This is a genomic window from Streptococcus cuniculi, assembly GCF_004570575.1.
GTDB lineage: Bacteria > Bacillota > Bacilli > Lactobacillales > Streptococcaceae > Streptococcus > Streptococcus cuniculi_A.
This window is the reverse complement of sequence record NZ_SPPD01000001.1, coordinates 310,915-331,137: the sequence shown is the minus strand read 5'-3', so window position 1 is coordinate 331,137 and position 20,223 is coordinate 310,915. Positions and strand designations below refer to the sequence as shown.

Here is a 20,223-nt window from a genome sequence, read left to right as displayed (position 1 = left end):
TTGAAGAGCTCAAACATTACGCTAAAAATCCATATACAACACTAAAATAAATTTAAAGACCAGCCAAATCCCTTGGCACACAAGGAGGGAGCTGGTCTTTGCTTGTTTTTAAGTGATAAACTCGGGATTATATCATATTTTTCACAAATTTCCTACAAAAAAAGGAGCAAGAACTGTCTGAAATAGACTTTCTTCACTCCTGTTTTTTAAGTCCCTTGAACAGCTATTACTGATACACCATGGCATTTGCTAGGCTAGCGCCATCTCCACCAAGGAGGTCAACCAATCGGTAGGCAAAGTCCAAAGCAGTTCCTGCCCCGCGACTGGTCACAATGTTGCCATCAACAACAACTGTTTCTACTGTATGCTGACCAGAAGGTATAGCTGCTTCCTGTCCAGGATAGCAAGTATACCGACGTTCGGCTAGAAGCCCTGCTTTTTCCAATACAATCGGCGCCGCACAAATGGCCGCCACATACTTATCCTGCTCCTCAACTGCTTGTAAGGCTGCAATCAAACTTGTATGGTCTCGCAAGTTGACAGAGCCTGGCATACCGCCTGGCAAGACAACCATGTCATAGGCAGATAAGTCCCCATCAAAGACCTTATCTGCCTGCACTTTAATGCCGTGAGAACCCTCGACTTCTAGACTAGTGAGTCCTACCATATCGCACTCCATCGAAGCCCGACGCAGAACATCTACTGGGGTCAATGCCTCAATTTCTTCAAAGCCATTTGCTAGTATAACTGCTACTTTTTTCATAAGACACCTATCTTTCTACACGTTTAATCGTGATTTTTTTATATGCCCGCGACTTATTGTGACGCTGTTCGTTAGACAAGGTATATTGATAACTCATGGATAACATCAAACCAACACCGATAAGATTGGAAATAATGGACGACCCACCTTGGGAGATAAACGGCAAAGGAATCCCTGTCAGAGGAAGGACACCAATGGCTGCTCCGATATTTTCAAAGACATGAAAGAGTAGCATCATGATATAACCTGTCGAGATATACGTATAAAAACGATTGTTCGATTGCAGGGTAATCCGCAACATGCGATAAATCAACAAGGTATACAGTCCAATCAAGGTCACGCCACCGATAAATCCAAAGTCTTCTCCAATGACCGTGAAAATCATATCGCTCTCCCGAACGGGAACGAGGAGATTGGTTTTGTTAAAACCTAGACCAGTTAAGCCACCGCTACCAATAGCTATTAAGCTTTGCGCCTGCTGATAGGTCGTTGATTTGGCATTTTTAAAAGGATCTAACCAAGCTGCGATACGGTTGATTTTATAGGTATCCATCCCTATATTGTGCAAAAAGGTTGTCCCACCTGGAGCAATGAAGAGAAGCAAGAAGCCCCCTACCAAGACAACCGCAGCAATAAAGGTCGGCAACAATATCTTCCACGACACACCTGATAGTAGGACCATGCCGCTAAAAATCGCTAGAAAAACCAGCGATGTCCCTAAGTCTTTTTGGAAATAAAGAAGCAACAAGACAGGAATTGTCCAAAGTGTCAAATAACCAATCAGCTGAAAATCTTTTTGAATACTCTTTACAGGATACTTTTTCTGAAAGCTAACAATACTGCGGGCCATCATAACGATGTAGGAGATTTTCATAAACTCCGAGGGCTGAAAGAGGGTCACACCACGAATGGTCACCCAGTTCTTGGCCCCAGTTGATGCTACCAGTGCAGGACTATAGAAAAACAAGGGCAGGACCATTAAGCCGAGGCCTAAAGCGTATAACATCGGTGTTACTGTCCATAAGAATTTGGTACTAAAGAGCATGACTAGAAAGGCTAGGCCAATCCCCAAGAGAATCCAAATCAACTGCTGACCGACAATGGAGGTAATATTGTTTGGATAATCCTGACTAACAGCAATATAAACCGAAGCAATTCCAATTAAAAGCAAAAACAACACGGGTAAAATTAAGGCATAGTCAACACGGCTCTCCAGAGACGGCGTCTTCTTCATTTTTCGTCCTCATACTTTCAATCAATTCACCTTTCTAGTATAGCAGAAAATAAGAAAATTTTGAACTAGGAAGATGAAGCGATGGAATATTTTGAGAGCACGGGGTAATGTAATCAGATTATAGGCTGTTTACACGCTCTGATTGCTTGGATTATCAAAAAACAGCCCACCGGGCTGTAACTCGCTTGCGTATTTCCCGGCTCGTGAAAAAACAGCCCACTGGGCTGTTTTTTTATTTGAGACCGTATTTTTTGTTGAAACGATCCACACGTCCATCTGCTTGGGTGAACTTTTGACGTCCAGTGTAGAATGGGTGTGAGTCTGATGAAATTTCCACACGAATCAATGGGTAGGTTTCACCTTCAAATTCGATTGTTTCTTTAGAGTTCTTTGTAGAACCGCTAAGGAACTTGTAACCAGTAGTTGTGTCCATGAAGACAACAGTACGATATTCTGGATGGATATCTTTTTTCATTTTAAAAATTCCTTTCTGCCATGGACTCTTTCCGAGCCATAGATAATACTTGTATAGTCTATCATACTTTGGCCCTGTTGGCAAGACTTTTCTCCAACTTTTTTACTGAATCGATGCACCAGAATTGGCATCAGTGGTCACCTTTGCTCCAAAATAACCTTCAGATGCGCCTGAGTCTGTATCGGTTGGTACATCTTGCACACTATGTTGCCATAAAGACAGGTCAATCACGTCATAGTTGACTTCGTTCATGCTTGCCCTCCATTTGGTAATAGGATGCGGTCTCGTAAACCAGGTGTCACAATCATCTGGTTGTCTTTGGTAATGATAATGGCTTCTAACCCTGCTTCTCCTAGAACAGTCTGATAGATGTCCGCAACCGACCCGCCAAACAGACGGGTAGTCCAAATTTCACCGTCAACTGATTTTTGAGAGACAATGGTCAAGCTCGCAATATCACTTGCTACTGGATAACCTGTTTTGCTATCAAAAATGTGATGATAGGTCTTGCCCTCATAGGTCAAGGTCCGCTCATAAATGCCTGATGTCACCACCGACTCCGCACCGATTTTTAAAATCGCAACATTGTTTCCACGGGGAAGCTTGGGATGTTGAATGCCGATTTGCCACAAGCCGTCCTCATTATGCTCTGCGTGACCCAAAGTAAGGACATTGCCGCCAAGATTGATGAGACCCCTTGCTACACCTACTCGCTCTAGATGTTCCACGATGCGGTCTGCAATATAGCCCTTGGCAAGAGCCCCAAGGTCAATGGCCATGCCCTCTTTTTTGAGATAGACCGACTGAGCTTCCTCATCTAGTTCAATATCCCGTGGGTCGATAAGGGCGAGCTTTTCTTCAATCTCTACTTGACTAGGAACACGCGCATCCGCAAATCCAATCCGCCAAGCCTGAACCAAGGGACCAATCGTGATATTCAAATGGCTATTTGGTGCACAGCTGTGCTGTTTTCCAAGCGAAATCAGCTCGAATAAATCAGTTGCAACGGGGACAGGCTGCACACCTGCATTGAGGTTGACTTCCATGAGCTCCGAGGTCAAATCATTAGCTGAAAAGCGATCCTTGTACAGATAAAGAAGCGCTTCTACTTGATCTAAAATAGGCTCTGGCTCATGGTGCCAGATTTTCACCTCAATCACCGTGCCCATGAGACGAATGTGGCGACTACTTGCTTGCATCTGCTGCCACCTGCTGTAATTCTTGGTAAATCTGCTCGTTTTCTTCTAAGGAATACGAATTCGCCCCGCTGGCTAATGGATGTCCACCCCCGTGGTGGCGTTTGGCAATTTCATTGATTGGCAAAAACTTGCTCCGCAACCGCACGCGATACGAACCATCAGGTTGCTCGACAAAGACACCCCAATTTTTGACCGTATTAACCCGGCCTGGCACCCCAACGATAAAGGCTGTATCGGCATCGGTGATGCCGTATTCCTTAAGCAAACTTTGGCTAAGGATCACGCGCGCAGCGCCATTTCCATCAACCTCCAAATGGTCGTAGACATAGCCGATGAGCTTAGCAATCGTATAGTCCACCGAGTCCATCTGCCGTGACAGTCCCGCAAAATCAAAGTCATGTTGGCGGAGTTTCGCCACAATGTCAAAGGTCTTGGCAGTAGTCGCAGGATAGAGAAAACGTCCTGTATCACCGACAATTCCCGCATAGAGCAGATAGGCGATGTCGCTATCTAAGTCCAAGCCCATTTCCAAGGCAAAATGCGCAATCATCTCGCTACAAGAACTAGCACTAGTGTCCACCCAGGAAAGGTCTCCATAGACCTCATCGTTGGGGTGGTGATCAATCTTGATGAGAGCCTCTCCTTGATTATAGCGCTTGTCATCAATCCGTGCTTGATTGGCTGTATCTGTCACAATCACCAAGGCCCCCTGATAGTCCTCATCTGCGACTGTCTCCATTTGAGCCAGCCAAGCAAGATTTGGCTCTGTATAGCCCGTCACCTTGATGGTCTTTTCAGGGAAGTTTTTTTGCAACAAACGCTGCAAGCCCACCTGACTACCCAGCGCATCTGGATCTGGGCGCATATGGCGGTGAATAATAATGGTCTGATAATCTCGTATCTTGTTTAAAATCATATCTAGCATGCTACACACTCCTTTTTTTCATTCTATCATAAAAGTGGCGCTTTTGAAAATTTGGAGAATGTGGTATACTAGTGCTATCATCTATTTTTGGAGGAAATTATGGCACTGGCAAAAATTGTCTACGCTAGTATGACAGGCAATACCGAAGAAATTGCGGATATTGTCGCAAGTAAACTGGAAGAACTCGGCCTTGAAGTGCACAACGACGAGTGTACGACTGTTGAAACAGAAGAAATTTTAGATGCCGATATCATCATCGTCGCAACCTATACCTATTCTTATGGTGGAGATGGCGAATTACCAGACGAAATCGTGGATTTCTATACGGACTTGGCGGACTATGACTTGACAGGAAAAATCTACGGTGTCTGCGGTTCAGGTGATACTTTCTATGAAGATTTCTGTAAATCCGTAGACGATTTTGACCTCATGTTGGCCTCACGCGGAGCAACCAAAGGAGCAGAAAATGTCAAAGTCGATTTGGCAGCTGAGGAAGACGATATCGTAAACCTCGAAAAATTCGCAACAGACCTCGTTGCAACTTTGGAAGCGTAATGATATGACTGTGTAAAAAGAAGCCTGCAAGGCTTCTTTTTTCTGTTTACTCTGCATCGACGGCCACAGCCTTTTGTAAGCCATAGATGGATTGTCTACGATTGAGCATGTAGCTGATTATCACTGTAATAGCAAAAAATGGGAGATTTTGAAATCCAAAGACTTCTCCGCCAATCAGAATCGGAGCGAGCAAGGTATTGGTCGCACTAGCAAAAACACTGATATAGCCCGCAGCTGCGACTAATTCGATGGGCAGTCCAAAGACAGGAGCAAGGATAACACCGAGAGATGCACCAATGGCAAAGAGGGGTGTCACTTCTCCACCCTGAAAACCAACCGCTAAGGTCAAGGTCGTAAAAAGCAATTTCATCAGAAAATCATAGCTGTAGACCTGATGGGTAGAAAAACTAGCTTCAATCAAATTCGTCCCAAGACCCGCATAGCGCCCGAAATGAGCAAAGAATAGAGCCAGACTAAGCACACCCCCGATAAGCGCAATCCGCCAATAAGGATTTTTCAAGTAATCAATAGCCTGTTTTTTGAAGAAACTTTGCAGGGAGACAAAGGCATTTCCTGTCAACCCAAACAAGAGCCCGAGTAGCAGGCATTTCAGAAATACCTCAACTGTAATAGTCTGCGTAAGAGGAAGAACATGCGAAAATTTTTCTAATCCCAAGAAATGTGAGAAGCTGCTAGCCGTATAGACTGCAAAGAGGCTAGGCAGCAAGGCATACAAGTTCAACTGACCGAGAGTCACAATCTCCAAGGCAAAGAAGAGGCCAGCAAGGGGCGTTTGAAATAGACCAGCAAAGCCCGCAGCCATTCCCGTTACCAGCAATACCTGAGACGAATTGGGAAAGCTAAGACAATGCCTAAAGCGATGCGAAATAGTGGCACCTAGCTGAACTGCCACACCCTCACGGCCAGCACTCCCGCCAAAGAGATGCGTCAACCAGGTCGAAATGACAACCAAGGGAATCAAACGCAAGGGAATTACTTCGCTCTCCCCGTGCGCCACTTCAAATATCAAGCCCATGCCTTTCTGCGTGTCCTTGCCAAAACGCTGGTAGAGGGCGACAATCACAAGACCTGCCAGCGCCAAAAAGGGAAGCAGATACGGCAGATGGGCTGAACGGACGTCCCCAATCAGAAGCAGGACGCGACCAAAGATGGTATCCACCGCTCCTACGATGAGGCCAATGAGCACACCAACTAGGGCTAAACGCAAACATAAGCCGTAGGAATGTTGATAGCTGTCTTTGATATTCTTCATCACTGCTCCTTCTTTTTCTTTCCACTTCCTACATCAATAATTCTTTCACCATACCCAATTCTTTTTCATTGACCACCACGAAAATGATTGCTCCTGCATGCAAACGGGTATTTCCGTCCACCAATTCAGACTTCTTATGATGAATTTGGGTTGTAATGAGGATATTTTTCGGCAGGGTTAATTCTCTCACTTTTTTCCCTGCAATCTTATCTGAGACAATCAGCTCAATTAGGGTTGGTTCAACAACATCGCTTGTATGCGCAATGGTCATCTTGGCTAGCATGGCTTCATAAATTGGCTCACCTTTTAACAAATCCATGACAATATAGGCAACGAGTGTCACAACGCCAATCGCCATTAACTGCTTCAAATCACCCACCATTTCCGTTACCAAAATCATGGCAGTCAAGGGCGCTTTTGAAATCGCACCGAAATACCCTGCCATTCCCAATACAATGAAGAGAGGCAAGGCATCTACGGAAATCAGATGAAGCTGTTCTAAGACCAAGCCGAAGGCCATTCCTAAAAGAGACCCCAAGGTCAGCATGGGCAAGAAAATACCGCCCGGTAGACCGCTACTGTAGGAAATCATGCTCCAGACAAAGCGAATGAGGAAATAGAAACAAACTGTAGTCAAAAGCAGATTTTCCTGGGCAAGAGAAATAATCAGCCGATGCCCGCCACCCAGTAACTGCGGATAGAAATAGCCAATCGGAATCACGAAGAGAATGCCGATAAGCCCATAAGCGTATGGCGGAATCTGGAATTTTCTCCCTAAGAAGTCATAAAAACGGTGGAAGTTTAAAATCACCTTTTCATAGCCAAAGCCCATCACTCCTAAAAACATACCCATTAGGATAAAAATCCAATACTGTTCGAGCGAAAGAAAGGGCAGTTCCTGATTCATAGATAAGACAGGTGTCAGGCCAAAGATGTTTAAGGAAATAAAGTTGGCAACCAGACTAGCCACCAAGGCTGTCACCCAAACCATGCGCGAAAAGTGATGGTAAACTTCTTCAACGACAAAAAGGAGGCCTGCAATCGGGGCATTAAAGGCTGCTGAAAGTCCCGCAGCTGCGCCACTTGCGATAAAGGCTCTGGTTTCCATACGGCTGGCCTTCAAAAACTTGGCTACACCTTTTGCCGACATGGCCCCCAGCTGAATACTTGGTCCCTCACGTCCCAGCATAAAGCCCATTGAAATCGCACACACCCCTGCGATAAATTTCTTCCAGAGAACACTCCACCAATCGGTCCGAAGCATTCCTTTCAATTCTCCCTCGATATGGGGAATCCCTGAACCCTTGATGTCTGGATCTGACTTGACCAAGAGACTGATAAGCCAGACGACAAAGAGGCTGACTAGGGTAATCGGCACTAACAATAGCGGATTGCTCTGAGCTGCATGGTAAACAGCTATCACCTCTTCAAACAGCAGTTCAATTGCCAGACGAAACAGGCTGACCACTACACCCGACACGATTCCGACCAGAATGCCCCGCCAGACAAAGCTCATAATGGAACTCGCCGAAAAACGGAACTCCCTATGGTGATTTTCCATAATCTTTCTCCTATCTTCATACTCCAACTGGCTACCAACACCAAGATATTTCAGGAGTATCAATCATTTCTTATTCCTATTCTACCAAATCCAGACCAATTTTTCGAGGGAAAGTTGTTGGATGGGCAAAGAAAATGGTAGGGGGGGACTTATCTCTTCATCCATTGCCTGCCCATCTCCTTTTACATTTTTTTAGTGGTTTCACTTGATTTTTTGTGATATAATCTTGTTGTCGCACTCACGATACTGCGCTAGCAGGAGGTGATTCTATATGCGTATGCTTTTCGACCTTGTTTTGCTACCACTGTTTATCGGTGTGGGTTCTCAACTCATTGCGGAATGGCTAATCCGTCAGCTAGCAAACAAACGCGACAAACAACACTAGCCTGAGTGCCTTGAGCAAGCACAAAAAAACACCCTCGGTTGCCGCCTTGGGTGTTTTTCTAATGCGCTTAACTCTTCGACCTTTTAAGCACCTTTATTATCTAACACTTTCCTAGAAAAGTCAAGTATAAAGCCATCCTATCTCCCCTGCAGGAATCGAACCTGCAACTAATTCTTAGGAGGAATTTGTTATATCCATTTAACTAAGGGAAGGTTCTTTTATTGTATCGTAGACGGGCAAAGATTGCAAGCAAAAATTAAAAAGCACCCTGACGGGTGCTTGATGAAATCCCAATCGTTGATTAACGACGGATTTCTTTGATACGCGCAGCTTTACCTTGCAATGCACGTAGGTAGTACAATTTCGCACGACGTACTTTACCGTAACGTACTACTTCGATTTTATCAACACGTGGGGTGTGGATTGGGAAGGTACGTTCTACACCGATACCGCTAGAAATTTTGCGGACAGTATACATTTCTGAGATACCTTGACCTTTACGAGAGATGACAACACCCTCAAAAATCTGGATACGCTCACGAGTTCCCTCAACAACCTTGGCGTGAACACGCACAGTGTCACCAGGACGGAATGCAGGGATATCAGTACGAAGTTGACCTTCTGTCAAACTTTGAATTAATGGATTCATGTTTCTTTCTTCTCCTATCTTGCCAATCATGGGAGCTCACGTCCCAGCGGATTAACCGTTTTTGGTGTGTCCATTACACACTTTATCTATTATATACAAAGATGCGATGATTGTAAAGTAAATACCGCTGATTATTTTATAATTCGTCTGCTAGTTTATTGATTTTACGAAGGCGATGGTTGATGCCACTTTTGGTAATCGGTTTTGAGAGGCTGTCTGCCAGTTGCTGAATCGAGTAATCAGGATGCTGAATCCGTAGCTGGGCAACTTCCTGCAAGTCAGATGGCAATTGGTCCAGCCCAATCGTTTCCATGATTTTAGAAATGTTGTTAATCGTCTTCATGCTGGCTGTTACCGTACGGGCAATATTCGCTGCTTCTGCGTTGATGGCTCGGTTGAGGTCATTGCGCGTCTCTCGTAGCAACTTGACATTTTCAAACTCTGTCTTGGCTTCTTCCGCTCCGATAATCAAGAGAAAGTCCATGATGTCTTCTGCCCGCTGCAAGTAAGTAATACTGCCCTTGGAACGCTCGATGACCTTGCCGTCCAAGAGAAATTTTTGCAGGAGACGAGCCAAATCATGGGCATGATCCTCGTAGATGGAGGCGATTTCTAGTTGGTATTTCCCCGTTTCTGGGTCCTTAACAGAGCCACTGGCTAGAAATGCGCCACGTAGATAGGACTGGCTCCAACTATCCTTTTCCAAAATCGCAGGTGCAATGCCTGTCTCTAAGCCAAAAAAGCTATCCGCCAGATAGAGGTCATCTAAAATTTCATTGACCCCACTCTCCAAAAATACAGTATAAACACGATTCTTCCGCAGATTGGTTTTTTGATGGTGGCGAATCTCAGCCTTGACTTGGTAAAACTGATAGAGCATCTCATAGAGATGACGGGCAATTTTTGCATGCTCACTGCTGATGGACAGGGTGAGACCAGACGAGGCCAAACCGAGACTGCCCGATAGCTTAATCATGGCTGCTAACTCGCTCTTTGTCGCTTGACCTTGACTGATAATTTCTTCTTTTACTTGCACACTGAAGCTCATGATTTCACCTGCAAGATTTTCAAGAGTTCTTCGACAACCAAGTCCCCATCGTGAAAGGCTCCCCCATTTTCAAGCCGCAAGAAATTAGACGAGATAACCCGCTGAGCTTGTGATTGTAAGCCTGTAAAATCGTGCTTGACCTGCACAAGGTATTCATCAAACTGGTGGGTATTCATATAGTCTTGCGGGACAGACTCAATATTGACCAGCACGGTATCGATACAGTTTGCCCCTAGATGCTTGTTCAAGACCCGCACATGGTCGGCATCACTGAAAAATTCCGTTTCGCCCCGCTGGGTCATGATATTGCAGACATAGGTCACATCCGCCTTGGTTTCTTTTAAGGCTTGACCGATTTCTGAAATCATGAGATTGGGTAAGATGGAAGTAAATAGGGAGCCAGGTCCAAGAACAATCATGTCGCTTTCCAAGATGCTCTCTACCACCTTCCGACTGGCTGTTGGCTCATCTTGATTGTAAGAATTGGTCACATAGACATGGTCAATCATGCCCTTGTAGCCTGCGATCTTACTTTCTCCAACTACCTCATGGCCGTCTGTAAACACAGCATGAAGGGTCAAGGCATTTTCACTAGAGGGATAGATTTTCCCTGTTGTGTGGAAGAATTTAGACAAGAGTTGCATGGCATGGTAGGTGGATCCCTGCATTTCAGAGATACCTGCGATAATCAGATTTCCCAAAGGATGACCCGCTAGCGCTCCATCTGTTTCTGCAAAGCGGTACTGAAAGATGCGCTCGTAGAGTTTTGGCATATCAGACATGGCAAGCAGGACATTGCGCAAATCACCGGGCGGAGTCATCTGTAAGGCCTGACGAATTTCGCCCGAAGAGCCACCATCATCTGCTACCGTCACAATGGCGGTAATGTCCACATCCTTGTCACGCAGACTTTTGAGAATGACGGGAATGCCTGTACCACCTCCAATGACGGTTATTTTAGGTTTTCTCATGAACGATTGACCGTTTCCTTTCGTCTATCTTTGTCACGGTGACTGAAGTTGACCGTCCAGCCCTTTCCTAAATCGTCCGCTAAGCGCTTGGCAAAGGCAACACTACGGTGCTGACCGCCCGTACAGCCCACTGCAATGGTCAAAACAGATTTCCCTTCCTTTTGGTAGCCCGGCAAAATCGGCTCAATCAACCCCAGCAAATGCCCGTAAAAGGCTTCAGATTCTTCATGCTCCATTACGTAGTGAAAGACGGGAGCATCTAAGCCTGTCAGATTTCGCAATTCGACCTGATAGTAGGGATTGGGCAAGAAACGCACATCAAAGACCAAATCCGCATCGAGTGGCAGACCGTATTTGAATCCAAAAGAGATGACTTCCACACGGAAAGAAGGCTGACTATTCAGACGCGCAAACTGATCTGAAATTTCCTTACGGAGATTACGTGGTGTCAATTCTGTGGTATCGATTACATTTTGACTCATGTTTTTGAGTGGTGCGAGCAATTCACGCTCCAATTGGATCCCGTCAAGAACTCGGCCGTCTGCAGCCAACGGATGCGAACGACGAGTCTCCTTATAACGAGCCACCAATTCACTATCAGTTGCATCTAGAAAGAGAATCTTAAAGTCCACATCATCAGCTGATTCAATCTCATCTAACACCTGACGAATTTCAGCAAAAAAGGAACGACTGCGCATATCCACGACGAGCGCCACCTTATCATTATCCTGACTGTGGCCCATCAGTTCTAAAAATTTTGGTAGTAGGGCGGGTGGCATATTGTCAACGGTAAAATAGCCCAGATCTTCAAAGGACTGGATTGCCACGGTCTTTCCAGCACCTGACATTCCTGTCACAATCACAAGGTGAAGTTTTTCAGACATCGTCTCCCTCTCTAATCTTCTACAACTGCAATGACTTCAATTTCCACTTTGACATCGCGTGGCAGACGAGCCACTTCGACCGCTGAGCGAGCTGGAAATTCAGCTGTAAATGCTGTTTTATAGACCTCATTAAAGGCTACAAAATCATTCATATCGCTCAAGAAACATGTCGTTTTCACCACATGGTCAAAATCAGTTCCTGCCTCTGTTAAGATTGCGCGAATATTGTTCAACACCTGCACGGTTTGTTCTTCAATCGTTGTACCGACAACCTCACCCGTTTCTGGAGATAGAGGCACTTGCCCCGAGGCAAATAACAAATTTCCAACAATTTTTCCTTGCACATAAGGACCAATCGCTGCGGGTGCTTTATCTGTGTGAATCGTTCTCATTTTCATACCTCTTTCGTTTTTCTTTATTATAGCACATTTTTAGCAAATACGAGGTAAATCGTTGTTTCCGACATCAACACCCCTTTCGGTGTATAATGTAGGTGATTCATTCAATAGGAGGTTTTTATGCTTTATTCTGTCACCGCGACAAACCAAGAAGGGATTCATAGCACTGTCGCCTTATCCAGTCAAAAATCACTTTCTACCGCTCATCCCCTGACAAGAGATGAGGGCTTCAACCCAGAAGAACTTATGGCAACAGCTTGGGCTACCTGCTTAAATGCCACCATTCAATCCCTCCTAGAAGGGCAGAAAAACACGCGCCAATCACGTGTTGAGGTTACTTGCGAACTTCACCGAGAGGCGACTATGGGCACTGGCTACTTCTTTCAAGTCCATGCGAAAACCAGTATAGAGGGACTGGTACTCGAAGAAGCTGAAAAACTGGTGCAACTCGCCCACAGTCGCTGTCCTATTTCCAAGCTCATCGCCCAAAGTCAGACCATTTCTCTAACCACGGTTGAGTGGGAGTAAAATAATCCAGTGGATTATTTTAGCCCGAGCCCAGAAACTAAAGAGCGAGGATAATCCAGTGGATTAGTTTAGCCCAAGCCTAGAAACGAAAAAGCGAGGATACTACATATAAGAAAAGACAGCCTACTTTGAGCTGTCTTTTCAACTAATTGCAAGGTTGGGAAAAAGAAATTACTTGCACCCTGCAACTGCGTCAGGGTTTCATAGCTGAGTTTATTGATAGAACCGATGAAGTCACAGACAAACTCTGTACTAGAATGATTATAGACTTTCATAAAGTGTTCCGACCTATTAATATAACCATTTGTAAAAAACAGAGAATATTTTAGCTTTTCTGGAGCATTCTTTGAACTTTGCCTAGGAAAAAGGCAAGAATAAATGAAGAGATACACAAAAAACTGCCGATTGTTAAAAATGTCGGTGTAAAGCCTAGTTTATCAATCATCCAGCCTGTCAGCGGAAAGAGCAAAATCATACTTAGACTGAAAAACATAGCGTTAACGCTCAGCATCGTTGCTCGGACGGAATTGGGTAGATAGCTCTGAATATCATTCGAAACAATCGGCATATAAAGAGCATAAAGGGCATTGGTTAATAGATAAATCAGCATATGGATATTGGCTTGATTCAATATCGAAGTCCCGTAGAGCAGCCCCGTCAATCCTACAATCCAAGGAAATAGCTGGAATGAAGACCATTTCTTTCCCAATTGACTAGCGAGATAAGCCGCTCCAATATTGAAGCCAGTTCCAACTAACATCAAGGCAGCGATTTGCCAACTGCTTAAGGTTGGCAACTGATTTTGGTAATAGAAATAAAACATGCATATGGTAGCGCAAAAAATCTGTCCAATCAAGAGCCACAAGAGCAGAGCAGGATTGGTCTTGAATTCCTTTACAACTGTCTGAACAATGCTAGACAGGGTAATTTTCTCCTCTGTCACAGACTTACTATCAGGTTCTTTAAGAAGACTAATCAAGATCATGGCGCACAAGGAATAGCCAATCATGATGTAATAGGTCACTTCCAACTGCCCATGAACAAAAAATCCTGCCAAGACAGCCCCCAAAGACATAGTGGCCTCTGCTACTCCTGAAATCACACTAGAGAAGGCCAAATATCGGTCTTTCAAGCCTGCATGGACAGCTGAATCATAGAGCATGGCACTACTGGTTCCCGAATCAAAATTATAGGCCCAGGCATTCACCATCATGGCAAGCGCATAAATCCAAAAATGTCCCTGCCCACAAATCATCAGAATACAGGACACAATTGCAGCCATTCGTCCCACCAAGAGATTGGACTTATAGGAAAAACGGTCGGCAAGCATTCCTGACGGAATCTCAGACAAGAGACTGGTGCCATGAAAAATACTCTCTAATAAGCCAATTTCAAGTAAAGTCATACCATTTTGACTTAAAAACAAAACCCAAAAAGTCGTAATTCCAAAAAAGGAGAAAAACTCAACGACATAAAGAACACCAATATTCTTCCGATAACTCGGTACTATCATCATAACCTCCTAAAAATCACGTAAATTATAGCACACCTTTTCTCCTTGAGCAAGGAAAACTTGAAAATAAGGCTAAAAACTAGTATTCCTGCCATATTCACCGATCAAATGTATGTCAAACGGTCTCCTTACGTACGTTTAAAATCTTTACATTGTAACAGAAAAAGCGCACATCGGCGCCTTTATCAGTCTTTTTCAACTAATTGCAAGGTTGGGAAAAAGAAATATCCCAAACCTGTTGACAATAAAATATTGCCTATCCTGCGTTTCACCAGCCATTCTTGACCTGCTTTTACGATGACGGGATTGGACTTTTTCCCGCCCCAAAAAGAAACTTGTACGCTGACTTCCGATTCTTGAATCTCAAATGTTTGGCTCTCTTTTGAAGCTAGCTTGCCAACTTTTTCTCCATTGATATAAACATGTACTGCACTAGCAATAGCATACATGCCCGTATCACGCGTCAGTCTAATAGATGACATATCCTATCTCCTTCTCTTCTGTTTTAGTGATTACGGTTTAATGCGGTGCAACATCCGTGGGAATGGAATAGCTTCACGGATATGCTTGGTTCCAGCAACAAAGGTCACCATACGCTCGACACCAATCCCAAAACCTGCGTGAGGAACAGAGCCGTACTTACGGAGGTCAAGGTAGAATTCGTACTCTGACTTGTCCATTTCAAGGGCATCCATTTTAGCAACAAGGGCATCATAGTCATCCTCACGGACAGAGCCTCCGATGATTTCTCCGTAGCCTTCTGGCGCAAGAAGATCCGCACAAAGAACACGATCTGGATTACCGGGAACTGGTTTCATATAGAAAGCCTTGAAGCTGGCTGGGTAGTTGACCACAAAGGTCGGTACACCAAAGTAGTTTGAAATCCATGTTTCATGCGGAGAACCAAAGTCATCTCCATGCTCTATGTGCTCATAGTCTGTATCTTCATCTGCTTCATGCTCTTGTAACAGACTAATTGCATCATCATAAGAGACATGTTTGAAGGGTTCTGCAATGTATTTCTTCAAGAGGTCCGTATCACGTTCCAAGGTTTCAAGCGCCTGCGGTGCACGATCTAGAACACCTTGGATAAGTGCCTTGACATAGGCTTCTTGCAAATCAAGTGATTCTTCATGCGAAAGGAATGAATACTCCGCATCCATCATCCAAAACTCAGTCAAGTGACGGCGGGTTTTGGATTTTTCTGCCCGAAAAACCGGACCAAAGTCAAAGACGCGTCCAAGAGCCATTGCTCCTGCTTCCAAATACAGCTGACCCGATTGACTCAAGTAGGCAGGTGTGCCAAAGTAGTCGGTTTCAAAGAGTTCTGTTGAGTCCTCTGCGGCATTTCCAGACAAGATTGGGCTATCAAACTTGATAAAGCCATTTTTGTCAAAGAACTCATAGGTTGCATAGATGATCGCATTGCGGATTTGCATAATGGCCATTTGCTTACGAGAGCGCAACCACAAATGGCGGTTGTCCATGAGGAAATCCGTTCCGTGTTCTTTTGGCGTAATCGGATAATCTTTTGACTCTCCAACCACTTCAAGGTCAGTAATATCTAGCTCATAGCCGAATTTTGAACGCTCATCTTCCTTGACAATTCCTGTCACAAGAACAGAAGTTTCCTGGCTGAGTCGTTTCACAGTATCAAACTTAGCTACCCCTTCTTCCTCACCAAAGGTTTCGATAAATTTCGGTTTAAAGGCAACGGCTTGGAAAAAGGCGGTGCCATCACGGAGTTGCAAGAAGGCTAGTTTTCCTTTTCCTGATTTATTGGCAACCCAAGCACCAATCGTCACTTTTTCTCCAACATGGTCTTTGACATCAATAATCGCTACTAAATCTTTCGTCATCATTTCTCTCTTCTTCATTTTTATTTTTTAGTTCTACCCTTCCATAAAGGTTTTTAGGCGTCTGACGGCTTCTTTAAGGGTGCCAAGGTCTGTGGCATAGCTGAGACGGACATTTTCTGGTGCACCAAATCCTGCTCCTGTCACTAAGGCAACACCTACTTCTTCCAAAATCGCTGTGGTAAATTCGGTCACATCCGTAAAGCCTTTCATTTCCATGGCTTTTTTGACATTTGGGAAGAGATAGAAGGCTCCTTGCGGTTTGACCACTTCAAATCCTGGTACTTGAGCAAGCAAGGGATAGATGGTATTGAGCCGTTCCTCGAAAGCCTGCCGCATATGCTCAACGGTATCTTGCTCACCGCTAAGCGCTTCAATCGCCGCATATTGGGCAGCTGCTGTCGGATTGGACGTTGTTTGGCCTGCAATCTTACTCATAGCAGCAATAATCTCTGCCTCACCCACGGCATAGCCAATCCGCCACCCCGTCATGGCATAGGTTTTGGATACCCCGTTGATCACCACCGTCTGCTTCCGAATCGCTTCTGACAGACTAGAAATCGGTGTAAAGCGATGACCATTATAGACCAGACGCCCATAAATATCATCTGCCAAAATCAGAATATCATGCGCAACAGCCCAATTTCCAATCGCAAGGAGCTCGTCCTTACTGTAAATCATGCCCGTTGGATTAGACGGTGAATTGAGCACCAAGACCTTGGTCTTGTCTGTTCGCGCTGCTTCAAGTTGCTCCACCGTTACCTTAAAGTCATTTACTTCAGTCGCCTGAACAAAGACTGGCACGCCTTCTGCCATTTTGATTTGGTCTGCGTAGCTGACCCAGTAAGGAGTTGGAATGATGACCTCATCAAGTGGATTGATAACACTCATGAAAAAGGTATAGAGGGAGAATTTGGCTCCCGTTGCGACTGTCACCTGATTAGGAGCGACTGCATATCCGTAAAATTTCTCAAAATACTGGCTAATCGCTGCTTTCAACTCTGGAAGACCACTCGCAACCGTGTAAAAACTAGCACGACCGTCTTTAATCGAGCGGATAGCTGCTTCTTGGATATTTGCTGGAGTGGTAAAGTCAGGCTCCCCTAAAGTCAAGGATAAAATATCCTTTCCTTGTGCCTTTAGCTCCTTAGCACGCGCTCCCGCAGCCAAGGTCACACTTTCTTCCATTTCAAGCACTCGTTTTGATAGCTTCATATTCCCTCCTTGCTGAGCAACGTCCCATCATCAAACGCAATGGCATAGTAGGTCTGACCAGATTTCACTTCCCAAATCGGCTGATTTTTAAAGTAGCCAAAGGTCACTTTTGAAATCTCTCCAGCCCCATTTTCTGTGGCAATGGTTTTTGCCTCTTCTTGAGAAATCCCTTCTGCCACCTTATAAACAAGAATTTCCGACGATTCTTCTAGTATCAAGACCAATACGTCTTCGTCTGCCTGATTTTTTCCAGCCACACTATAATAGCTCTTCTCCCCATTGTAGCGAGCGACCTTAGAAATAGAGGTCACGCCTGCATACTGGGTTGCCACCTGCTCTGCCTGCTCTTGTCCCTGTAAAAAAGGACGCGCTGACACTTCCAAAATATACAAGATTGAAAAAACAATAACAGATACAAGGACAAATACTCCGATGAGGGATTGCTTGCCAAGCGTCATACTGGATTTACTGGTGCGATTTCTCTTTTTTGCCATAATAGAATTATTATACTATATATTGGTGCAGAATGCCATTTTTTCTGGCAATTTATACCAATTTTTTCAACACCCTCCCCTATTTCTCCCCAAAAAACGCAAAGCGCTTCTTCTTGCAGTTCTACCCAATTCTTGCTACACTATTCCTATGATAGAAAATGTACAAAAAGCCTTAGAAAAGAATCAAGAAGCCCTGCGCAGCCTGGTCATTCTCCACCGCGCCTCTGATACGATTTACAAACAAGAAATCGAAACCATGAAAAAGTACAACTTGACCATGGGGCAATTCGGAGTTCTAGAAGCTCTTTACAATAAAGGTGACCTCCGCATTCAGGAATTGATTGACAAGCTCCTCAGCACGTCTGGCAATATGACGGTCGTGATTAAAAATATGATTCGAGACGGTTATATCACCAAAGTACCCGATTGTCATGATAAACGAGCGTCTCGGATTCACCTGACTGATTTTGGTCGCAAGACAATCGAGGCCATTCTCCCCGAACATTATGATAATATCGGGCATATTTTTGGTGTACTCAGCCTTGAAGAGCAAGAAACACTCAATGCAATTTTAAAAAAATTCAAAAGATGAAACAAAATTATTGCTAATTAGTGATAATTTTGTTATTCTATACTCATCGCTTTTGTGATAGACTGATTCACCCATCAACGAAAGCACATTTTACACTTTTAAAAGGAGGCTATCTCAATGGCAAATGTATTATTTTTAGTTGGTTCACTACGTGACGGTTCATTCAACCACCAAATGGCAAAACAAGCCGAAGAATTGCTCAAAGGAAAAGCAAATGTGACGTACTTGGACTATAGCCAAGTTCCTGTTTTCAACCAAGACCTTGAAACACCTGTTCTTCCTGCAGTTGCTGCTGCTCGTGAGGCTGTTGACCAAGCAGATGCTATCTGGATTTTCTCACCAGTTTACAACTATGGCATTCCTGGTCCAGTAAAAAATATTCTTGACTGGCTCAGCCGTGCGCTTGACTTGTCAAATCCAAAAGGACCTTCTATCCTCCAAGATAAATTGATTACTGTATCTGCTGCTGCGAACGGCGGACATGAGCCACTCTTTGCAGCCTACCATGCCCTTCTTCAATTTATCCGCACACAAGTCGTTGGTGATTTTACAGCTTCACCAATCAATCCAGAAGCATGGGGAACTGGTCAATTCGTTCTTTCCGAAGAAACAGCTGCACAATTAGAAAAACAAGCCGCTGCCCTTCTTGCAGCAATTCAATAAAAAAGGGCTGAAACAGAAGTTCAGCCTCAAGATAAAAAGCGAATAAATACGTTTTCTGACACTCAGAATTCCAGTTTGTTCGCTTTTTCTGTTTGAAATGCAACTCTTCCAAGAACCTTCTGTAAAAACTCTTGAAAGAGTGAACGGACTACTTTCTTTTGATTTCTTCAATCTCCCCCTGTTTTCGGACAAAAACGAGGATGGTAGCTTCAGATAAATCCGCCCGATAAGCAAAGCCGTCAAAGGTTAGCGAGCGAATCTCATCAAGGGTCTGAACATTCTTTGCTGCCATAAGTGACACGAGGCGACCCCGCCCTTTCTTGGAAATAGTCGAATGAATCTTGAGCTGGCCCTTCTTGTCCTCCATAAAGACAATCTGCACCATTCGCTTTTGAATGGTAGGCGAAAAGACCTGCTCAAATTCGGACGAAGCTAAAGAGATAATCAAGCCCTCATCTGCTAGCTCCTCATCGTACTGCGCCCGCCAAAATTGTTTGAGCGACTGCCCCTCAACCTTGAGTTGTCCTTGGAAATCTAAACGATGCGGGGAAATCAAGGTGAAGGGTGAGATCAAGCCATAAAAGCTGGTCGCAATCAAGGCATGGCGTTCTAAGTAAGCCTGCTCTGCGTCTGTCAAATCCCTGCGCTTCATATAACGGTACATAAGACCGTCATAGAGGGTCCAAGCAGGATAGGATTTGGCTTGCTGGTGGGCAATGCGGTACCAACGGTCAGCTTCCAGCTCTGCCCGATCTTCTTTCAATTTGTAGAAACCCGCCAAGTCTGTCACCGACAGCTGCTGCAAGGCTCCTAACACTGCTCTGCTTTTTTCAGACAAGGGAACAAAGGGCTGATTCTCTAAATTCGTATTTAATTCTTTTGCATTTGGAAGGATGATTTTCATAGTATGATTATACCACTTTCAAATAATATTCACTAGTCAACTTGCCGCAATTTTTCATGGTCTAGCTGATGAAGCCTTCAATCCAAGTATTCCATGATAAAAGGCAAGCTATTTCTAACTTGCCTTTGTAAAATAATA

The 20,223-nt window shown here is 44.4% G+C and carries 24 protein-coding genes and 1 tRNA gene; 4 read left to right on the top strand and 21 right to left on the bottom strand.

The window, feature by feature from the left end:
* Window positions 1–226 precede the first annotated feature (226 nt).
* From E4T82_RS01590 to E4T82_RS01570, 6 genes are all read right to left on the bottom strand, one after another.
* Window positions 227–763, bottom strand: coding sequence for a DJ-1 family glyoxalase III (locus E4T82_RS01590; protein WP_135181148.1), 537 nt, complete (start codon window positions 761–763; stop codon window positions 227–229).
* 7 nt (window positions 764–770) lie between these two features.
* The gene (locus tag E4T82_RS01585; protein WP_135181147.1) at window positions 771–1,997 is read right to left on the bottom strand and encodes an FtsW/RodA/SpoVE family cell cycle protein; all 1,227 of its coding nucleotides are present in this window, start codon (window positions 1,995–1,997) and stop codon (window positions 771–773) included.
* 232 nt (window positions 1,998–2,229) lie between these two features.
* Window positions 2,230–2,472, bottom strand: coding sequence for a type B 50S ribosomal protein L31 (locus E4T82_RS01580; RefSeq protein ID WP_067091298.1), 243 nt, complete (start codon window positions 2,470–2,472; stop codon window positions 2,230–2,232).
* 102 nt (window positions 2,473–2,574) lie between these two features.
* A complete protein-coding gene (locus E4T82_RS12410; protein WP_167753533.1) occupies window positions 2,575–2,724 on the bottom strand; it encodes a hypothetical protein in 150 nt (49 codons plus the stop codon).
* Window positions 2,721–3,671: an FAD:protein FMN transferase gene (locus E4T82_RS01575; RefSeq protein WP_135181146.1), complete on the bottom strand. Its 951-nt coding sequence runs from the start codon at window positions 3,669–3,671 to the stop codon at window positions 2,721–2,723. Before E4T82_RS01575 ends, E4T82_RS12410 begins: the two co-directional genes overlap by 4 nt.
* A complete protein-coding gene (locus E4T82_RS01570; RefSeq protein WP_135181145.1) occupies window positions 3,658–4,596 on the bottom strand; it encodes a DHH family phosphoesterase in 939 nt (312 codons plus the stop codon). The genes E4T82_RS01575 and E4T82_RS01570 overlap by 14 nt, the downstream gene beginning before the upstream one ends.
* 99 nt (window positions 4,597–4,695) lie before the next feature.
* On the opposite strand from E4T82_RS01570, the gene E4T82_RS01565 reads away from it, so the two are divergent.
* Window positions 4,696–5,151 carry a flavodoxin gene (locus tag E4T82_RS01565; protein WP_135181144.1) on the top strand — a complete coding sequence of 152 codons (456 nt, stop codon included), beginning with the start codon at window positions 4,696–4,698 and terminating at the stop codon, window positions 5,149–5,151.
* A 46-nt stretch (window positions 5,152–5,197) separates the two neighbouring features.
* On the opposite strand, the gene E4T82_RS01560 is transcribed toward E4T82_RS01565, so the two are convergent.
* From E4T82_RS01560 to E4T82_RS01525, 8 genes are all read right to left on the bottom strand, one after another.
* Entirely contained in the window at window positions 5,198–6,424 is a 1,227-nt protein-coding gene (locus E4T82_RS01560; protein WP_194185857.1) for a chloride channel protein, read from the bottom strand.
* A gap of 28 nt (window positions 6,425–6,452) precedes the next feature.
* Window positions 6,453–7,985, bottom strand: a complete 1,533-nt coding sequence (locus E4T82_RS01555; RefSeq protein ID WP_135181142.1) for a ClC family H(+)/Cl(-) exchange transporter — start codon at window positions 7,983–7,985, stop codon at window positions 6,453–6,455.
* Window positions 7,986–8,510: 525 nt separating this feature from the next.
* Window positions 8,511–8,582, bottom strand: a tRNA-Arg gene (locus tag E4T82_RS01550).
* Between the two features lie 89 nt (window positions 8,583–8,671).
* Entirely contained in the window at window positions 8,672–9,019 is a 348-nt protein-coding gene (gene rplS, locus E4T82_RS01545) for a 50S ribosomal protein L19 (RefSeq protein ID WP_075104832.1), read from the bottom strand.
* Between the two features lie 136 nt (window positions 9,020–9,155).
* Window positions 9,156–10,067 carry a DNA-binding protein WhiA gene (gene whiA, locus E4T82_RS01540; protein ID WP_135181141.1) on the bottom strand — a complete coding sequence of 304 codons (912 nt, stop codon included), beginning with the start codon at window positions 10,065–10,067 and terminating at the stop codon, window positions 9,156–9,158.
* Entirely contained in the window at window positions 10,064–11,038 is a 975-nt protein-coding gene (locus E4T82_RS01535) for a YvcK family protein (RefSeq protein WP_135181140.1), read from the bottom strand. Before E4T82_RS01535 ends, whiA begins: the two co-directional genes overlap by 4 nt.
* Window positions 11,035–11,922: an RNase adapter RapZ gene (gene rapZ / locus E4T82_RS01530; protein ID WP_135181139.1), complete on the bottom strand. Its 888-nt coding sequence runs from the start codon at window positions 11,920–11,922 to the stop codon at window positions 11,035–11,037. Before rapZ ends, E4T82_RS01535 begins: the two co-directional genes overlap by 4 nt.
* Before the next feature lie 11 nt (window positions 11,923–11,933).
* Window positions 11,934–12,314, bottom strand: coding sequence for a RidA family protein (locus E4T82_RS01525; RefSeq protein ID WP_135181138.1), 381 nt, complete (start codon window positions 12,312–12,314; stop codon window positions 11,934–11,936).
* Window positions 12,315–12,440: 126 nt separating this feature from the next.
* On the opposite strand from E4T82_RS01525, the gene E4T82_RS01520 reads away from it, so the two are divergent.
* A complete protein-coding gene (locus E4T82_RS01520) occupies window positions 12,441–12,848 on the top strand; it encodes an OsmC family protein (protein WP_135181137.1) in 408 nt (135 codons plus the stop codon).
* Between the two features lie 68 nt (window positions 12,849–12,916).
* On the opposite strand, the gene E4T82_RS01515 is transcribed toward E4T82_RS01520, so the two are convergent.
* The 6 genes from E4T82_RS01515 to E4T82_RS01490 form a co-directional block, all read right to left on the bottom strand.
* On the bottom strand, window positions 12,917–13,123 hold the full coding sequence (locus tag E4T82_RS01515) for a hypothetical protein (RefSeq protein ID WP_135181136.1): 207 nt from the start codon (window positions 13,121–13,123) through the stop codon (window positions 12,917–12,919).
* Window positions 13,124–13,173: 50 nt separating this feature from the next.
* Window positions 13,174–14,361 (bottom strand): MFS transporter, encoded by a 1,188-nt coding sequence (locus E4T82_RS01510; protein WP_135181135.1) that lies wholly within the window; start codon window positions 14,359–14,361, stop codon window positions 13,174–13,176.
* Between the two features lie 185 nt (window positions 14,362–14,546).
* Entirely contained in the window at window positions 14,547–14,843 is a 297-nt protein-coding gene (locus tag E4T82_RS01505) for a hypothetical protein (protein WP_135181134.1), read from the bottom strand.
* Window positions 14,844–14,873: 30 nt separating this feature from the next.
* Window positions 14,874–16,220 carry an asparagine--tRNA ligase gene (gene asnS / locus E4T82_RS01500; protein ID WP_135181163.1) on the bottom strand — a complete coding sequence of 449 codons (1,347 nt, stop codon included), beginning with the start codon at window positions 16,218–16,220 and terminating at the stop codon, window positions 14,874–14,876.
* A gap of 33 nt (window positions 16,221–16,253) precedes the next feature.
* Entirely contained in the window at window positions 16,254–17,432 is a 1,179-nt protein-coding gene (locus tag E4T82_RS01495; protein ID WP_135181133.1) for a pyridoxal phosphate-dependent aminotransferase, read from the bottom strand.
* On the bottom strand, window positions 17,429–17,926 hold the full coding sequence (locus E4T82_RS01490; RefSeq protein ID WP_228065011.1) for a DUF5590 domain-containing protein: 498 nt from the start codon (window positions 17,924–17,926) through the stop codon (window positions 17,429–17,431). Before E4T82_RS01490 ends, E4T82_RS01495 begins: the two co-directional genes overlap by 4 nt.
* A 148-nt stretch (window positions 17,927–18,074) precedes the next feature.
* Between E4T82_RS01490 and E4T82_RS01485 the strand changes: the two genes are divergently transcribed.
* Together E4T82_RS01485 and E4T82_RS01480 are read left to right on the top strand one after the other, a co-directional pair.
* Window positions 18,075–18,518: a MarR family winged helix-turn-helix transcriptional regulator gene (locus E4T82_RS01485; RefSeq protein WP_167753532.1), complete on the top strand. Its 444-nt coding sequence runs from the start codon at window positions 18,075–18,077 to the stop codon at window positions 18,516–18,518.
* A 117-nt stretch (window positions 18,519–18,635) separates the two neighbouring features.
* Complete coding sequence (locus tag E4T82_RS01480; RefSeq protein WP_135181132.1) at window positions 18,636–19,181, top strand: NADPH-dependent FMN reductase; 546 nt, start codon at window positions 18,636–18,638, stop codon at window positions 19,179–19,181.
* A 148-nt stretch (window positions 19,182–19,329) separates the two neighbouring features.
* Here E4T82_RS01480 and yaaA read toward each other — a convergent pair whose 3' ends face one another.
* Window positions 19,330–20,085, bottom strand: coding sequence for a peroxide stress protein YaaA (yaaA, locus tag E4T82_RS01475; RefSeq protein WP_135181131.1), 756 nt, complete (start codon window positions 20,083–20,085; stop codon window positions 19,330–19,332).
* Window positions 20,086–20,223: the final 138 nt, after the last annotated feature.

Excerpts from the sequence above, each read along its gene's own strand:
- E4T82_RS01590 (WP_135181148.1), bottom strand. The coding sequence starts at position 763 with ATGAAAAAAGTAGCAGTTATACTAGCAAATGGCTTTGAAGAAATTGAG.
- E4T82_RS01495 (WP_135181133.1), bottom strand. The coding sequence starts at position 17,432 with ATGAAGCTATCAAAACGAGTGCTTGAAATGGAAGAAAGTGTGACCTTG.
- whiA (WP_135181141.1), bottom strand. The coding sequence starts at position 10,067 with ATGAGCTTCAGTGTGCAAGTAAAAGAAGAAATTATCAGTCAAGGTCAA.
- E4T82_RS01570 (WP_135181145.1), bottom strand. The coding sequence starts at position 4,596 with ATGCTAGATATGATTTTAAACAAGATACGAGATTATCAGACCATTATT.
- E4T82_RS01555 (WP_135181142.1), bottom strand. The coding sequence starts at position 7,985 with ATGGAAAATCACCATAGGGAGTTCCGTTTTTCGGCGAGTTCCATTATG.
- E4T82_RS01505 (WP_135181134.1), bottom strand. The coding sequence starts at position 14,843 with ATGTCATCTATTAGACTGACGCGTGATACGGGCATGTATGCTATTGCT.
- E4T82_RS01575 (WP_135181146.1), bottom strand. The coding sequence starts at position 3,671 with ATGCAAGCAAGTAGTCGCCACATTCGTCTCATGGGCACGGTGATTGAG.
- E4T82_RS01485 (WP_167753532.1), top strand. The coding sequence starts at position 18,075 with ATGATAGAAAATGTACAAAAAGCCTTAGAAAAGAATCAAGAAGCCCTG.
- rapZ (WP_135181139.1), bottom strand. The coding sequence starts at position 11,922 with ATGTCTGAAAAACTTCACCTTGTGATTGTGACAGGAATGTCAGGTGCT.
- asnS (WP_135181163.1), bottom strand. The coding sequence starts at position 16,220 with ATGACGAAAGATTTAGTAGCGATTATTGATGTCAAAGACCATGTTGGA.
- E4T82_RS01510 (WP_135181135.1), bottom strand. The coding sequence starts at position 14,361 with ATGATAGTACCGAGTTATCGGAAGAATATTGGTGTTCTTTATGTCGTT.
- E4T82_RS01480 (WP_135181132.1), top strand. The coding sequence starts at position 18,636 with ATGGCAAATGTATTATTTTTAGTTGGTTCACTACGTGACGGTTCATTC.
- rplS (WP_075104832.1), bottom strand. The coding sequence starts at position 9,019 with ATGAATCCATTAATTCAAAGTTTGACAGAAGGTCAACTTCGTACTGAT.
- yaaA (WP_135181131.1), bottom strand. The coding sequence starts at position 20,085 with ATGAAAATCATCCTTCCAAATGCAAAAGAATTAAATACGAATTTAGAG.
- E4T82_RS01535 (WP_135181140.1), bottom strand. The coding sequence starts at position 11,038 with ATGAGAAAACCTAAAATAACCGTCATTGGAGGTGGTACAGGCATTCCC.
- E4T82_RS01580 (WP_067091298.1), bottom strand. The coding sequence starts at position 2,472 with ATGAAAAAAGATATCCATCCAGAATATCGTACTGTTGTCTTCATGGAC.
- E4T82_RS01585 (WP_135181147.1), bottom strand. The coding sequence starts at position 1,997 with ATGAAGAAGACGCCGTCTCTGGAGAGCCGTGTTGACTATGCCTTAATT.
- E4T82_RS12410 (WP_167753533.1), bottom strand. The coding sequence starts at position 2,724 with ATGAACGAAGTCAACTATGACGTGATTGACCTGTCTTTATGGCAACAT.
- E4T82_RS01560 (WP_194185857.1), bottom strand. The coding sequence starts at position 6,424 with ATGAAGAATATCAAAGACAGCTATCAACATTCCTACGGCTTATGTTTG.
- E4T82_RS01515 (WP_135181136.1), bottom strand. The coding sequence starts at position 13,123 with ATGAAAGTCTATAATCATTCTAGTACAGAGTTTGTCTGTGACTTCATC.
- E4T82_RS01565 (WP_135181144.1), top strand. The coding sequence starts at position 4,696 with ATGGCACTGGCAAAAATTGTCTACGCTAGTATGACAGGCAATACCGAA.
- E4T82_RS01490 (WP_228065011.1), bottom strand. The coding sequence starts at position 17,926 with ATGGCAAAAAAGAGAAATCGCACCAGTAAATCCAGTATGACGCTTGGC.
- E4T82_RS01520 (WP_135181137.1), top strand. The coding sequence starts at position 12,441 with ATGCTTTATTCTGTCACCGCGACAAACCAAGAAGGGATTCATAGCACT.
- E4T82_RS01525 (WP_135181138.1), bottom strand. The coding sequence starts at position 12,314 with ATGAGAACGATTCACACAGATAAAGCACCCGCAGCGATTGGTCCTTAT.